16 protein-coding genes and 1 tRNA gene are annotated in these 15606 nt (G+C 40.2%); 12 read left to right on the top strand and 5 right to left on the bottom strand.

The annotated features are described in order from the left end of the window. Nucleotides 1-330: 330 nt before the first annotated feature. Nucleotides 331-1728 (bottom strand): asparagine--tRNA ligase, encoded by a 1398-nt coding sequence (gene asnS / locus KIT27_05810; protein ID MCW5589162.1) that lies wholly within the window; start codon nucleotides 1726-1728, stop codon nucleotides 331-333. Between the two features lie 95 nt (nucleotides 1729-1823). Beyond that, on the bottom strand, nucleotides 1824-2288 hold the full coding sequence (locus KIT27_05805) for a hypothetical protein (GenBank protein MCW5589161.1): 465 nt from the start codon (nucleotides 2286-2288) through the stop codon (nucleotides 1824-1826). Nucleotides 2289-2505: 217 nt separating this feature from the next. Here KIT27_05805 and KIT27_05800 point away from each other — a divergent pair, with 217 nt between their 5' ends. Further along, the gene (locus KIT27_05800; GenBank protein MCW5589160.1) at nucleotides 2506-5073 is read left to right on the top strand and encodes a hypothetical protein; all 2568 of its coding nucleotides are present in this window, start codon (nucleotides 2506-2508) and stop codon (nucleotides 5071-5073) included. On the opposite strand, the gene KIT27_05795 is transcribed toward KIT27_05800, so the two are convergent. Next, nucleotides 5062-6093 carry a glycosyltransferase family 9 protein gene (locus KIT27_05795; protein MCW5589159.1) on the bottom strand — a complete coding sequence of 344 codons (1032 nt, stop codon included), beginning with the start codon at nucleotides 6091-6093 and terminating at the stop codon, nucleotides 5062-5064. The two genes, KIT27_05800 and KIT27_05795, sit on opposite strands and share 12 nt — an antisense overlap. A gap of 153 nt (nucleotides 6094-6246) precedes the next feature. On the opposite strand from KIT27_05795, the gene KIT27_05790 reads away from it, so the two are divergent. The 7 genes from KIT27_05790 to KIT27_05760 all read left to right on the top strand — a co-directional run bounded on the left by KIT27_05790 (nucleotide 6247) and on the right by KIT27_05760 (nucleotide 11127). Then, nucleotides 6247-7785, top strand: a complete 1539-nt coding sequence (locus KIT27_05790; GenBank protein ID MCW5589158.1) for a cytochrome ubiquinol oxidase subunit I — start codon at nucleotides 6247-6249, stop codon at nucleotides 7783-7785. Nucleotides 7786-7792: 7 nt separating this feature from the next. Further along, the gene (gene cydB, locus KIT27_05785; GenBank protein ID MCW5589157.1) at nucleotides 7793-8929 is read left to right on the top strand and encodes a cytochrome d ubiquinol oxidase subunit II; all 1137 of its coding nucleotides are present in this window, start codon (nucleotides 7793-7795) and stop codon (nucleotides 8927-8929) included. Nucleotides 8930-8931: 2 nt separating this feature from the next. Then, entirely contained in the window at nucleotides 8932-9069 is a 138-nt protein-coding gene (gene cydX, locus KIT27_05780; protein MCW5589156.1) for a cytochrome bd-I oxidase subunit CydX, read from the top strand. After that, nucleotides 9014-9784: a queuosine precursor transporter gene (locus KIT27_05775; protein ID MCW5589155.1), complete on the top strand. Its 771-nt coding sequence runs from the start codon at nucleotides 9014-9016 to the stop codon at nucleotides 9782-9784. The genes cydX and KIT27_05775 overlap by 56 nt, the downstream gene beginning before the upstream one ends. Nucleotides 9785-9883: 99 nt before the next feature. Beyond that, a tRNA-Pro gene (locus KIT27_05770) sits at nucleotides 9884-9957 on the top strand. A 165-nt stretch (nucleotides 9958-10122) separates the two neighbouring features. After that, a complete protein-coding gene (locus tag KIT27_05765; protein MCW5589154.1) occupies nucleotides 10123-10557 on the top strand; it encodes a helix-turn-helix domain-containing protein in 435 nt (144 codons plus the stop codon). Next, entirely contained in the window at nucleotides 10558-11127 is a 570-nt protein-coding gene (locus KIT27_05760) for a PIN domain-containing protein (GenBank protein MCW5589153.1), read from the top strand. 49 nt (nucleotides 11128-11176) lie between these two features. On the opposite strand, the gene KIT27_05755 is transcribed toward KIT27_05760, so the two are convergent. After that, nucleotides 11177-12139 (bottom strand): polyprenyl synthetase family protein, encoded by a 963-nt coding sequence (locus KIT27_05755; GenBank protein MCW5589152.1) that lies wholly within the window; start codon nucleotides 12137-12139, stop codon nucleotides 11177-11179. 168 nt (nucleotides 12140-12307) lie between these two features. Here KIT27_05755 and rplU point away from each other — a divergent pair, with 168 nt between their 5' ends. The 4 genes from rplU to KIT27_05735 all read left to right on the top strand — a co-directional run bounded on the left by rplU (nucleotide 12308) and on the right by KIT27_05735 (nucleotide 14931). Continuing rightward, entirely contained in the window at nucleotides 12308-12622 is a 315-nt protein-coding gene (gene rplU, locus KIT27_05750; GenBank protein ID MCW5589151.1) for a 50S ribosomal protein L21, read from the top strand. Nucleotides 12623-12636: 14 nt separating this feature from the next. Continuing rightward, nucleotides 12637-12912 (top strand): 50S ribosomal protein L27, encoded by a 276-nt coding sequence (gene rpmA / locus KIT27_05745; protein ID MCW5589150.1) that lies wholly within the window; start codon nucleotides 12637-12639, stop codon nucleotides 12910-12912. Between the two features lie 74 nt (nucleotides 12913-12986). After that, a complete protein-coding gene (gene cgtA / locus KIT27_05740; protein MCW5589149.1) occupies nucleotides 12987-14024 on the top strand; it encodes an Obg family GTPase CgtA in 1038 nt (345 codons plus the stop codon). Between the two features lie 82 nt (nucleotides 14025-14106). Next, complete coding sequence (locus KIT27_05735; protein MCW5589148.1) at nucleotides 14107-14931, top strand: helix-turn-helix domain-containing protein; 825 nt, start codon at nucleotides 14107-14109, stop codon at nucleotides 14929-14931. Here the strand turns inward: KIT27_05735 and KIT27_05730 are convergent. Then, nucleotides 14926-15564 carry a TetR/AcrR family transcriptional regulator gene (locus KIT27_05730; protein MCW5589147.1) on the bottom strand — a complete coding sequence of 213 codons (639 nt, stop codon included), beginning with the start codon at nucleotides 15562-15564 and terminating at the stop codon, nucleotides 14926-14928. The two genes, KIT27_05735 and KIT27_05730, sit on opposite strands and share 6 nt — an antisense overlap. Between the last annotated feature and the right edge of the window lie 42 nt (nucleotides 15565-15606).

Genomic DNA, 15606 nt, shown 5'->3' with positions numbered 1-15606 from the left:
CATGGCTACAAGAAAATCAGATCACTATGAATTGATCAAACCCTTATTTTTCATCGCAGATGCTCCAAACAATATGGGAAAAATTTTGTTGGAATTTACCGATGACAATTACCACCAAAAGCTAGGCAGCAAGCTAAATCACGTATTATTGATCGCTATTTAACGTTGCGCAAGAAAATGCCGGACATAGTGATATTGGTACCACCATGCACTATCGACAGGTTGCTCAAATAGATCGATTTGATGCGACCCGCTTGCTGTCACTAAAAAGGAAAGTGAGTTCGAAAAATAAGGATAAAGCATAGATGCCAAGACTGCTTTATTCACGCTCTAGAAATCGGCATTCCTGGGCGTGCGAGGAAACGCTATCACATCACGGATATTGGCAAGACCGGTGATGTAGTTGATCAAGCGTTCAAACCCTAAACCAAACCCCGCATGCGGCACGGTGCCGTAGCGACGTAAATCTAAATACCAAGAATAATGCTGTTTATCGAGCTTCATCTCATCAAAACGTTGTTCTAGTTTATCCAAACGTTCTTCCCGTTGGCTGCCACCAATGATTTCACCAATGCCGGGGGCGAGCACGTCCATGGCGGCCACGGTTTTATTATCGTCGTTTTGCCGCATGTAAAATGCTTTGATTGCTTTGGGATAATTCATCACAATCACTGGACGGCCTACATATTCTTCGGCAAGAAAACGCTCGTGTTCGGTTTGCAAATCCATGCCCCAAGAAACGGGAAATTCAAATGATTTCGAGGATTTTTCTAAAATCGTGATGGCATCCGTATAATCAATGCGCTCAAATTCAGCGTGAATAATATGTTCTAAACGCTGAATACAGGTTTTTTCGACGCGCTCAGCAAAAAACGCCATATCATCTCCGCGCTCATTCAATATATCGCTAAAAACTGTTTTTAATAATTGTTGGGCTAATTGCGCTGCATCGTTTAAATCGGCAAAAGCAATTTCCGGTTCAATCATCCAAAATTCGGCTAGATGTCGCGAGGTGTTGGAATTTTCAGCACGAAAGGTGGGGCCAAAGGTATACACTTTTGATAAGGCACAACAATAGGTTTCGACATTTAATTGCCCAGAGACGGTCAGAAACGTTTCGCGGCCAAAAAAATCTTGATTAAAATCGATAGCACCTTTTTCTGTGCGTGGTAAATTCATTAAATCTAAGGTGCTGACGCGAAATAATTCTCCCGCACCTTCACAATCGCTTTGAGTGATGATGGGTGTTGCGATCCAATAAAAGCCTTGTTGATTTAAAAAACGATGGATCGATTGCATGGCGGCATGGCGAATGCGAGTGACGGCGCCAATGGTATTGGTGCGCGGGCGCAAATGTGCCACTTCACGCAAATATTCTAAACTGTGATGTTTGGGTGAAATGGGATAAGTATCGGGATTTTCTACCCACCCAACCACGACGACACGTTGCGCTTGAATTTCAACTTGTTGTCCCTGCCCGGGTGATTCCGTTAACGTGCCGGTGATGCTCACCGAGCAACCCGCAGTTAACCGTAAAATCTCGGAAGTGTAATTGTCTAACTGCGCTGCCGCCACCACTTGAATGCTGGCAAAGCACGAACCATCGTAAATCGTTAAAAAAGACAATCCCGCTTTGGAATCGCGCCGCGTGCGCACCCAGCCTTGAATCGTGACGGTGCTGCCTGCGGAAATCGTGCCGTTTAAGGCGTGGTGAATGGTGGTGGTCATGCTAGAGTCTCGTTGGTTAAACAAAATTATAAAGTGGCATTATCCTGATTTTTGGGATTTGGACAAGGGGTAATTGATATAGAGCAGGGATAGGATTAATCAAAATTTACAGAAAGCGTAATGGAATTTGAGCCCGCATTATCTTCGTACTGAGCTAAACTGGAATTCCAGCGGATTTTTACAGGATTGCTGGAATAGATTTTTCCATCAGCTGTATGTTGAAAATCGAGGCGGAAACAAGTATAAAAAGTTTGAGCTTGGGGTGGGAGATAATTAGATAAATCAGCAGGCACGCTGATTTGAGAAGCGCCATTAAAAACCATGATATGGTTATTATTATCACTATTGATTGTTTTTACGAGTGTTAAATCTGAGCAAGAGTCTAGGGATGTACCTGCATAAACCAAAATAGAGTGAATAGGATAGTATGGAGAGCCATTGGGTAGCGTAATGATTTCCTCGATGCTGATATTTCCTTGGGATAAAGAAGCATGGGCTGGTGTTAAATACACCAGAAAGGGCGTCGCAATCAATATCCAAGACCAAATGTATCGTTTCAATATGGTGTCCTATTTAATTCTTATTTGCTTTAATTTTTCAACACCTTAGCCCAAAGTGCAAGTAGTTTCGTTGTTGCAGCACGGAAAAACACGCTATTTTACTGGATATTATAGACAATGCAAGAGTAATAGTTTTGCTAATTGCATGGAATTCCTTTACTATTCGTGTTCTTTGGATAATCTCGTAGAATAACAAAAAAACAGGGTAGAGAATATCGTGGCTCAAGATTTAGAAGCAAATGCCAAACGTAAGAGTGACTTCGCAGCAATTAATGACGAATTAGAAAAACAAGAATTATCAGGTATCGTCAGTGAATCATTTACGTTAGTTTGGAATGTGTTTTCACAAGTTTTTTCTGTGTTGTCAATCATTGATTATGTCAGCGTTTATCGCGCGGTATTATACGATCTTTATAATACCTTGGATTATCGCCTTGAAATCCCCGATGTGGTGAAAAATGCGTTAGCATTGGATGCTGCAACAGTGCGCAAAGAAGCCTTTGGGATCACCACACCTCTGGTATTGTTATTAATTCCTACCGTCTTAATTTCTGGTATTAAACAATTTTTAGAAACGCGCAGTAAAAAAGAGTTATTAAGCACTATTAAAATGTCGTTGTGGAAATTGTATTATCAAGAAAATCATCGACATTTTCCAGCGATAAATGATACTAACTTAAATGCTATTGCACGACAAGTAAACAGTAATTTTGTGGATAATCAATTAGAGTCACTCACCCCAGAAGAGTTTTCAAAATTAATTGCAAAAGTAAAAAACGATCATCAGCTTAAACATAATAAAAAATTAATAACAGATTTGGAGAAATTCAAAGAAAAACGGTTAGAGGTTTTTGCTAAACTCGATGAATTAAATTTAAATGCGATGGCGAAAAATAAAGATAATTGTCTTGACTTAGCAAAATTAAGCTCAAAATTAGAGAGTATTAATGACGATTCTATTATCACAGATATCCAAGGTTATCAAAAAAGCTCAATAGCTCGTTACGTTAGATCAATCAACCGTTATTACCAAGATGTTAACAGCTACACTAAAAATTTATCGGCCGTCGGTTTATTGATTGGGTTAAGCCTAATGGCGAAAAAAGCGCATCAATTAAAAGAAGAATTAGGCTGTGGTGAAATTTTTGAATTATTGGTGCAATCTTGTGATATTAATCCGCAATTAAATTTAATGACGTTAACCAGTTATCCCTGGCTTGGCATGTCGGCACCAATGTTTGCTGTGCCATTATTGGCAAGCGCTGCGTATGGTGCGGCTACGTTAATTGATAAACTCCGTCCAGACTCTGCAACACTTAAAACCTGGTTTAGTCAGAATATTAATACACCTTTTCTTAGTTGGTATAACGATCCCAATCGTACAATATTTTATGATGCAACTTCTAGTGTATTAAAAACCGTTAATTTGCTATGGATCACCGGATTATCGCTTGCCCGCGCAATTAATTTTGTGGATGAGTATGCTGCGCAAAATTATTGTGGGTCGTTCGCCAATGTGCTTAAAACGATTGTAACGTCAAATTATCCCGATCCGAATGGCGATGATTTCTCATTATGCGACGCTTCTCAACTTAGCATTATCATGAATGCTTGGATAGGCGTTGCAGAGTTTGCAAGTGCGTATTCTTTATTTGGATTACAAGCTTTGGCAGTATTGATCATCGGATTATTGTTAACTCGTTATTATTCGCGGCAAGAATATGCAGCACTCGCTGGTTTTTCAGATGAAGATTTAATTGAAGTAAAAGGTCTGATGCGCATTAATTCAGATAACTTAACAAATACGATGAAGGATAAAATTAATAATTCAGATAGCAAAAATCAAAAATTCACTTTTACGGAAACCTTGGCGCTAGAAAAATTTCTAGAATCTGAAGGTAAATATGAACTCAGCAAAAAACTGCAAGGTGCTCCTCTCACCGCTAAAAGAGTTAAAGCCTGGTTGGATCAAAAATGGAATACTGCTTATAAAGGAGCAGCCATTGGTGTGGTCATTGGGGCTATCGCAGCATTTTTGCCCGCCACGAAATTAGCGAATTATCTTTTGCAAAGTGGTTTATATGTGTTATGGCGCAATGGTCAATTTGGTGATTATATACAAGTAGCAGCCCCTTGCTCCTCAGAAAGTGTGTATGGTGTTTTTTATAAAAATTTGAGTTTTCAGAACATTAAATGTGATGCCATATTAACCGCCCGTACCATTGCTGCTTTTGTGGGATTATTTTGGACTGGTGTGAGTTTAGGTGGACTGACTGGATTAATATTAACTTTATATCCTAATTTGTTGACATCGGGGATTCGTTATTTACTAGATTATTCGCACTTACCGACGGAACAGAATGTTGCTCAAGCTCATATTGCTCGAGATAGTTTATGCAATCGACTGTCGCGTTGGTGTTCTGAAATAAGTCCTAGTAAATGGTGTGGATTTGCTTCTGCGAATTTTAGTGAGGCTAGTCCGTTACAAGAACCATTCCTCGATCGGCAGAATTCAGATAGTCGATTTGATGAAGAAGATCAAAAAGATCAAGGTAATCAGCCAAATCTTTCTACTTCTCGTCATGTAGAATCATCAGGTCAAACAGGAAATTTATCACCAACGCTTTGCGATCGTTTTTGTAATTGGTTGGGATTTTTTTCGTCTTCTTCCTCTAATCAGCAGAATTCAATTATGCGTAGAAGTTCTATTAGTACGCCGACACGATTAAATCAACATGATGGATTTTCTGATTATGGTGTAGCCAGGAGTATTTCATCTCACTAATTTCCTTTCACACCACCCCAAAACCACCCCCATCACCCTTCGAGGCTCAATCGTCAACACACACGCACATGCTCGCCCATCGCGACAAGCCTCACAAACCTTATCAATACACAACACCTGTGCGCGTTTGCCAATTGGTCCCCAGCGGCTAGCGTCAAAGGGTTTAATCGGTGCGTATAAACCCAGCGTATCAATCCCCAAGGCAGCGGCAATATGAATAGGACCCGTGGAAGCGCAAATTAACCCATCGGCGTGCGCCATAAAATGAATTAATTCCTCCAGATTCATATTCAAGGTCATGTCATGCACGTGAGGAAAAGGTTGCAGAATTTTTTCGCGAATTAAATCGCCTTCGTGGGGCGTGCCAATCACAAAAATACGAAATTGTTCGGGCGGTAATAACGCGATTAATTGCGCAAAATGGTTTGGAGACCATTCAATGTGTTGGCCGCGAGTTTTTGGTTGTAATAATAAATTATATTTATCGTTTTTTAATAAATCCAAACTGGGATAGTGACGATTAAAAGGCTTAAAAGAAAATAAATCCGGTAAATTATTCTTGGTATACACGGTTTTATCGTTAAACGCGCGCAGAAATTTCATGTCCAATTCCATTTCATGCAAATTCGCATTGTGGCGAGATAAATTAATCCAGCGATTGCAGTAGCGCCAGTGAAATAATCGGCGCCAGGTGCCAAGACGAATGGGAATTTTAGCGCGATACGCGCAATAGGCAATCTCGCGATGGGGATATACATGAATAATGATATCCGCGCGTAATTTTTTGAATTGCGCGATAGTGTCGTTGATATATGGTTTAGACATTGCTTCCCAATCGGCAAATTCATCGACACTGGCATACTGTTCGATTAATCCACGCGTATAATTGCGCCCTAAAAAAATAATATGACACCTAGGATTTAATCGTTTTAAGGCAGTGGCAATGGGTAATGCCAGCATGACATCGCCAATTTGATTGGTCTTGCTGATGATGATGCGTTTATGTGTTAACTCGATCACAATCTTCTTATCTATTAATCAACCTATGTTGCGGCTAAGTCTAGGGTGGCAGTATGCTCTGTGCAAGAAAATTTAACAACAAGCTTGATCTAGATCAACACGCGGTACTAAACTAACCGCCATAATTTCGCAGTTTCATCGCGGAGAACTACCTTGATCAACACCGAACTCGTCAACCTATCCCGTTTACAATTTGGCATGACCGCCATGTATCATTTTATTTTTGTGCCACTCACGCTAGGCTTAGTATGGATGCTAGCCATCATGGAAAGCGTGTATGTGATGACCGGACGGCAAATTTGGCGCGACATGACAAAATTTTGGGGCGTCTTATTTGGAATTAATTTTGCGATGGGAGTAGCGACCGGAATTACCCTAGAATTTCAATTTGGTACGAATTGGTCTTACTACTCGCATTTTGTCGGCGATATTTTTGGCGCACCATTGGCGATTGAAGGCTTAATGGCCTTTTTCTTAGAAGCGACGTTAGTGGGTTTATTTTTCTTTGGTTGGAAAAAATTATCACGCGTTCAGCATTTGGCAGTAACCTGGTTTTTAGCCTTAGGCACGAATTTATCGGCATTGTGGATTTTAATTGCCAATGGCTGGATGCAAAATCCAGTCGGCGCTCATTTTGATTTTCACACCATGCGCATGGAAATTTCGAGTTTTTACGATTTATTATTTAATCCAGTAGCGCAAGCCAAATTCGTTCATACAGTTAGCGCGGGTTATGTGACTGGCTCAATGTTTGTGCTTTCGATTAGCGCATTATATCTTTTAAGAGGCAAACACATCGAAATTGCCAAACGCTCCTTAACGGTGGCGGTGTCTTTTGGCTTGGCCTCGGCATTATCAGTCGTCGTCTTAGGTGATGAAAGTGGGTATTTAGCCACCGAACATCAACACATGAAAATCGCAGCGATTGAAAGCATGTGGCACACCGAAAAAGCGCCCGCGGCATTCACGATTTTTGGTTTCCCACAACAAGATCAACATCGCACCGAATACGCGTTGCGCGTACCCTTTGTGTTAGGCTTAATTACCACGCGCTCACTCGACACACCTTTACCAGGCATTGTTGATTTGGTCGAACGCGATAAAGCGAAAATTCAAACGGGGATCAAAGCCTATGCGGCGTTGGAAGCCTTGCAAAAAAATCCAAATGATTTAGCAGCGCAAAAAACCTTGGAAGAAAATAGTCGCGATTTAGGTTACGGATTTTTATTAAAACGCTACACCGACGACATCACTCACGCCACTCCCGCTCAAATCGATCAAGCAGCGTGGAGCACCGTGCCCCAAGTGGCACCGCTATTTTGGGCTTTCCGTGGCATGGTTGGCTTGGGTTTTTATTTTATTTTCTTATTTGCTGCGGGATTTTATTTAGCCTCACGCCGACGTTTAACAACCTCACGGTGGTTTTTATGGTTAGCCTTATGCAGTTTACCACTGCCGTGGCTTGCCAGTGAATTGGGATGGTTTGTGGCGGAATATGGTCGGCAACCGTGGTTAATCGAAGGAATTTTACCCACCTTTATGGGTGTATCCTCACTCAGTGTCAAAGAGTTGCTGATTTCACTGGTCGGATTTATTTCGTATTACACGATATTATTAATCGTCGAATTATTTTTAATGGTGAAATATATTCGCCTTGGGCCCACTCACCTCACGCAGCAGGAGAACGCTTAACATGCATGTGCCATTAACTTACCCTGAGTTACGGATTATTTGGTGGTTATTACTCGGTATTTTAATCATTGGTTTTGCCGTGATGGATGGTTTTGATATTGGGGCGGCAATGCTATTGCCTTTGGTGGCACGTACCGATTTGGAACGGCGCATCACGATTAACACCGTGGGGCCAGTGTGGGAAGGCAATCAAGTGTGGTTTATTTTAGGCGGCGGTGCAATTTTTGCAGCGTGGCCGAGTTTATACGCCGTCAGTTTTTCAAGTTTTTATTTGGCCATGCTGCTATTATTATTTTGTTTTATTATTCGTCCAGTGGCTTTTAAATATCGCAGCAAAATGCCTGCACTGCGTTGGCGTTATACGTGGGATTATTTACTCGCGGTGAGTGCATTATTAACCGCAGTGGTATTTGGTGTGGCGATTGGTAATGTTTTGCAAGGCATTCCTTTTCATTTTGATCAGGATTTACGCGCATTTTACACGGGTAATTTTTTCGAGTTATTTAATACCTTTGCTTTATTATGTGGATTATTAAGTGCTTTTATGTTAGCCATGCACGGTGGATTATATGTCGCGGTAAAAACCACCGATCGCATTCATCAACGCGCTTATACTATTTCACGAAGTTGCGCGTTGTTGGTCATTATTTTATTTGCCATCGGAGGGATCTGGATTGCCAAAGGTATCCAAGGTTATCAAGTTAGCAATGCCATAGATTTTGCCGAACCCTCGAATCCTCTTTATAAAACGGTGACGCAGAGCGTGGGCGCGTGGTTAAATAATTATCATCAATATCCTTATTTTATGTTAGCGCCTGCACTGGGATTTTTTGGCGCAATCATCGTATTGCTTTTTGCTAAATTTTCGCGATTCGCATTTTTATCAAGTGGAATTTCCATTCTAGGAATTATTTTAACCGTGGGATTTAGTATGTTTCCTTTTTTATTACCATCGACTACAAATCCTAATATGAGTTTAATTGTGTGGGATGCCTCTTCAAGTCAATCCACTTTATTTATTATGCTGGTTGCCACCCTCATTTTATTACCCATCGTGTTAATGTATACTTCGTGGGTTTATTATGTGTTGCGCGGCAAAGTCACAGCGAACGATATCACCAGCGATGAACACGGGGTATATTAATTATGTGGTATTTTTCATGGGTATTAGGTCTTGGTTTAGCGTGCGCATTTTCGATTTTAAATGCCATGTGGTTAGAATTACATTATGAAGACGAACGTAAACGCCAAGCCAAATCTCAAGACACCATCGATCAGCAATAATATTGCAAGTGGTTTTCATTATTTATGGTTTTTAACCTTAAGCTATACGGTGGCAATTTTACTGGCGAATTGGTTTGATTGCCGATTTATTGTGTTATTCGGTTTTAATACCGATGCGGGCACGCTGATTTACCCACTCACCTTTGTGTTATCCGATTTAATTACCGAAGTCTATGGCTATAAACACGCCAGGCGTGCCATTTGGGCGGGGTTATTATTTAATTTAATTTACATTGGCTACAGCCAAATTATCATTCATTTGCCCAGTCCCAGTTTTGCACATTTAAATCCAATGATTGACAAAATTTTAGAATTTAATACTCGCATTATTGTCGCCTCCATTGTAAGTTATTTATTATGTGAACCGATTAATTCGTATATTTTAGCCAAACTCAAAATTAAAATGCAGGGAAACTATATCGCACTGCGTTTTGTGGTATCCACACTATGCGCGGCTGGATTAGATAGCTTATTATTTTGTGTTATCGCATTTTGGCACGTCATGCCAACACCACAATTAATCGAATTTATTATCGTCTTATGGCTGATTAAAATCATGATTGAAATTATCGTATTACCAATTTCCATTTTTTTAGTAAAAAAATTAAAACAGCAAGAGCAACTGGATATTTACGATAAAAATACCAATTTTAGTTTATGGCGTTGGGATATCCATTATCAAACCAGCGATAATTTTTTTGATGTGAGTAAATAAATAGTAGTGCAGAGAAAACTAGCAATTGCTAATCAAAATGAACAGGCTTTTTAATCAGTTGCAAAGAGATTTCAACCCTTGATAAACTCATCACACATTCGGGGTGTAGCTCAGTCTGGTAGAGCACTGCTTTCGGGAAGCAGGGGTCGCAGGTTCGAATCCTGTCACCCCGATCAGTAAAAATTAATCCAGCTCATTTAACAGAGTCAAATTTTCATTGGGTTTCGTCTATTTCGAATATTTCGTTTGTTTCGAATATCTGCTATACTTGTTCTTATAGCAAACTGTCTTTGCTGGAGGTAATGGTCATGGGAAACATCGCTAAACTTCAACTCCATATGCCGACTGCAAAAGAATCTCGGCAGGCAGAGATATCCGGTCGCGTTTTAGCAGATTATGTTGACTCTGCTAAGCAAATGGCTGCCTTTCAACTCGTCAAAGGGGGTAAAACTAAAGAATTGGTATTACCACTTTCCGCGCTAAAATTATTATTAGCGATCTTAGAACAAATGGCGGAAGGCAATGCAGTAACATTATTACCTATTCATGCAGAATTAACCACCCAAGAAGCTGCTGATCTATTAAATGTTTCACGCCCACATTTTGTGAGCTTATTAGAAAAGGGAGCGATTCCGTTTCATAAAGTAGGAACGCGCCGCCGTGTTTACGCAAACGATGTGCTGAAGTATAAACTTGCTATCGACGAAAAACGCTTACAAACCTTGGAAGAATTAACCAAATTAGCACAAGATTTAGATATGGGATATGAATAAGTGGCAAGCTTTATCGCACTATACGATGCTTGCGTACTTTATCCTGCACCTTTACGCGATTTACTGATGCATTTGGCGTTAACCGATTTATTTCAAGCTAAGTGGACTAATCAAATTCATGATGAATGGATACGGAATTTATTGATAAAACGCCCAGATCTAAAACGCGAACAATTAGAACGCATTCGTGAGTTAATGAACATTCACACGCGCGATTGTTTAGTGACAGGTTATGAAAAATTAATTCCATCACTGACATTACCCGATGAAAATGATCGACATGTTTTAGCTGCGGCTATTCGTTCATCAGCAGCGGTGATTGTGACTTTTAATCTTAATGATTTTCCAGTTTCTAGATTAAATGAGTTTGGTATTGAAGCACAACATCCTGATGATTTTATTGCACATCTTATTGATCTTGCCCCCAATATTGTTTGCAGTGCAATTCAGCGCTTGCGATTGGGTTTGAAAAATCCACCGATGAGTGTGGATGAATATTTACGCGTATTGAAAAAACAAAAATTAATTAAATTAAGCCTTGCTTTAAAAAAATATCTTTCGCAGATATAAATTTTGTTTTCACAAAACAGGGGTACCTGTTCGAATCCTGTTACCCCGATCAGTAACCTCGTGCCAAAATAAACTCTGCAACTCCCATTAAAGCACGGCGATAAATTGAATCGGGTAATTGAGTTAATAAAGAGAGAGCTTGTCCACAAAATTCTTGTGCTTTTTGTTGGGTGTAAATGAGTGCTTTGGTTTCGTGTAAAATGGTTTTAATTAGGGTGAGATCGTCAATATTGCCTTGTTTAATAGCCTGTTGAATGTGATTAATTTGATTGGAATTTCCCACTTGCAGGGCATGAATTAACGGTAAAGTGATTTTACCCTCAGCTAAATCGTCCCCAATATTTTTACCAATATCGTGATCACTGTAATCCAATAAATCGTCAATCAATTGATAAGCAATGCCTAAGTGTAATCCCACATCACATAAGAGTTGGCAGCGATCGGGAGATTGATTCGCAATAGTGGCTCCCAGTTTGGTGGCGGCTTGAAAGAGCGTCGCCGTTTTATAATTAATGACTTCCATATACGCGTCTTCGGTGGTCGCGGGATTGTGACGATTGAGTAATTGCAATACTTCACCTTCGGCAATGCGATTGGTGGCATCGGCAAGAATTTTCATGATATCTAGGCGTTCAATTTCCACCATCATTTGAAACGATCGGGAATAGACAAAATCGCCCACTAATACACTGGCCGAATTACCCCAGATCGCATTAGCAGTGTTTTGGCTGCGGCGTTTTAAGGAATTATCCACCACATCATCATGCAATAACGTTGCCGTATGAATAAATTCAATGATGGCCGCTAATTGAATATGTTTTGAACCTGCATAATCTAACGCCCTAGCCGCTAATAAAACTAACATCGGGCGCAAGCGTTTACCACCGCTATCGACAATATGATGACCAATTTGGCCAATCAATTCGACTTTAGAAGACAGCGCTTCTAAAATGACGTTATCAACATGTTGTAAATCATCCGCAATGGTCGCGCGAATTGCCGCCAAATCCATAGGTTAGGTTACTCAAATAGAAAGAGATTAACGCGTGATGCTAGGGATGATTGCGGTGACTGTCAAGCTTCTTGCAGTGTGGTTAAATTTCTCGTACAATACGCCCCCTTAGAACTGAATGCGCTATGCGTGTCAGAATGTATAAGTAATCGTCAGCGGAGTCGAGCTATGTATGCGGTTTTTGAAAGTGGTGGCAAACAATATCGTGTCACCAAAGGTAATGTAATTAAACTAGAATTATTAAATGCTGAAGCTGGCAGCGAAGTGGTATTTGATAAAGTCCTAATGGTAACAGAAGGTGAGAGCCAAAATATCGGTAGCCCTTATGTTGCCGGTGGTAAAGTGAAAGCTAAAATTATTGCGCATGCCCGCGATCGTAAAATTAGCATTATTCGTTTCAGTCGTCGTAAACACATGATGAAACACAGAGGGCATCGTCAACATTTTACCAAAGTTGAAATTGTTGATATTGAAAAAGTATAAGAGGATTTAAAGCAATGGCACATAAAAAAGCTGGTGGTAGTACTCGTAACGGTCGCGATTCAGAATCAAAACGCTTAGGTGTAAAACGCTACGGTGGCCAAGCGGTGATTGGCGGCAATATTATTGTTCGTCAACGAGGCACACGTTTTTATCCTGGTGAAAATGTTGGGATGGGACGTGATCACACCCTATTTGCCAAAGTGGCTGGTGTTGTCCGATTTGAAGTGAAAGGCAAAGAACAACGTAAATTTGTTTGTGTTGATGCGCTAACCCATTCAAGCGAAGCCTAATCGCCAAAAGCCCTGGATTCCAGGGCTTTTTTTATTTCCCACACAATTATTAAATCAGATTTGAAGTTATAATCATGCGTTTCGTTGATGAAGCAATTATTCATGTTAAAGCTGGTAATGGCGGTCATGGCTGTTTAAGCTTTCGGCGCGAAAAATATGTGCCACGCGGTGGGCCCGATGGTGGGGATGGCGGTCATGGGGGCAGCGTTTATTTAATTGCCGATCCGAATTTAAGCACCTTAGTGGATTTTCGATTTCAAGCCAAACACCAAGCGCCCAATGGTGAATGTGGTGCGGGTAAAAATTGTTTTGGTAAAAGCGGGCACGATATTTATGTCAAAGTACCCGTAGGCAGCATGATTTATGATCATGAATTCGATGACACCTTAATTGGCGATTTAATTGAACCCGGACAAACTCTGTTAGTAGCAGAAGGTGGAAGAGGGGGCCTCGGCAATGCGCGTTTTAAGTCGAGCACCAATCGCGCGCCGCGGAAAACCACCAAAGGCAAACCTGGCGAAGAACATCGTTTGCGTATCGTTTTAAAATTAATTGCTGATGTAGGATTATTAGGATTACCCAATGCCGGTAAATCGACCTTAATTCGTGCAGTATCCAGTGCGACTCCAAAAGTTGCTGATTATCCATTCACGACATTGCGCCCGCATTTAGGTGTCGTGCGTTTAGGTACGGAAAAAAGTTTTTTAATGGCCGATATTCCTGGTTTAATTGAAGGAGCGCATCAAGGTGCGGGCTTAGGTCATCGTTTTTTAAAACATTTACAACGCACCAAATTATTATTGCATGTGGTGGATATTGCCCCTATCGATGAGAGCGATATTATTGCAAATATCGAAAAAATTATTTATGAACTCAAAGCCTACGATGAAGAATTAGTGAATAAACCACGTTGGTTAGTTTTCAATAAAATGGATTTATTACCTGAAGAAGAAAGCGAGCAGTTAATTGCAGAAATTACCGCAAAAATTAATTGGCAAGCACCCGTGTTTTTAGTTTCTGCGGTATCCGGCGAGGGCACAGACGCGCTGTGTCATGCCGTGATGAATTGGCTTGATAGCCAACGCCAGCAACAGGCGCCAACATCAGAGTAAAAAGTTGAGCTTTTTTGCATAAATTAACAATACTATTTAAATTATACTATCGCTCATTCAATGATCTGGTTTGGAGATGCTGATGAGCTATATCAATAATACGACATTTATTAAAGCTATCCGTTTCATCTACGATAATATTAATCAACCCATGCAATTAGAGGATATTGCTAAATCTGTGGGTGTCTCATTATCCTCTTTAAAGCGCTTATTTAATGAGTTAATTGATCAATCTCCTGGTTATTTTATTCGTCGTTTACGAATGGAATTTGCTTTTCTTTCATTACAGCAACGCCAAGATTCAATTTTGGAGATTGCTTTAAATGCAGGCTTTGAAGATCAGGCAGCATTTTCTAGAAGTTTTAAAGAAATTTTTGGTTATTCACCACGTCATGCGCGTCAAAAATTAAATATAATAAATGAACTGGATGCTATTATTCTCAATGATCCTGACATCGTTTACCTCAGTGATTTAAGTTTGCAAGGTGTAACCGAGAGAGGTATCTATTTTGAGTCTGCTCCTCGTGCTTGGAATAATTTAAAAAATAAATTGTTAACCGAAGAAATCAACGATGATTTTTCTGGGATGTATGTTGGCATTGGACATGATAATCCTCATGATGGTGCAGTGGCGCCAGATGAAGTTCGATTTACAGCAGGAGTTACTTTATTAAAACGTAATCTTGAGCTCGATCATATGACGATAGCAAAAGGATACTACGCACGCTTTTATTATCAAGGAAAAATTAACAATTTAGGTTTGGCCTATCATTATATTTATGGAAAATGGGCAGAATCATCTGCAGTGAACATTAATTCTCAACAACCAGCCTTTACGGCATTTACGGATTTTCCAAATGCCTTACACGAGGAAACAATACTGATCCATGTCCCTTTGAGTTTATAAATTATTTTTTAATAAAACTCGTGATAAAGTTTCTGCAAGCCATTGCTCGTAATAATTGGATGACCAACCTTGTTCAATCACTAAAAGACGATATAAATCTCGGCCAGTAAAAGCCCAAAAAATATCGTGGGCTTTTCTTAGACTTAATTTTTCATCGATATATTTTTTTGCAAACAGGGTTTTAATCGTGTGGGAAAGGCGATGATGTCGCCGTTGTTCGCGCTCTTGTTCTAATTGTTTTAGCTCAGGCGATAGGGCGCTAGCTCCTTGCAGTAAATAAAGTTGTTGGCGTTCTGCATCGTAAATATTGCGAGCCAGTTTAGCGGCTAATGCTAAGCCTTGTTGCGGACAAGTTGTTTGTTCGGCTTTATTTACTAATTCTGCATGATCGACATCAGAAAAACATTCGTCCATCACCGCACGTAAAATCCCGAGTTTTGATTTAAATAACGCATATATCGTTTGCTCAGAAACTCCTGCGACTTCAGCAATGTGATGAATATTGGTATTTTCAAAACCTTGTTTAGTAAACAGTGATTGTGCTGTCGCTAAAATAGCAGTTCGCGATAAGCGGGCTTTTGCTTGACGCGCGCTGGCATTATAAGTTCTTGTTGACGGTTTGCGGGTATTCAATATAGTTAACTCTGTTTGATTGACAAATTAGATATAGTTTAG

This window comes from Legionellales bacterium, from assembly GCA_026125385.1.
Taxonomy (GTDB): Bacteria; Pseudomonadota; Gammaproteobacteria; order JAHCLG01; family JAHCLG01; genus JAHCLG01.
The sequence above is the reverse complement of the archived record's forward strand: the minus strand, read 5'-3'. Positions and strand labels throughout refer to the sequence as shown.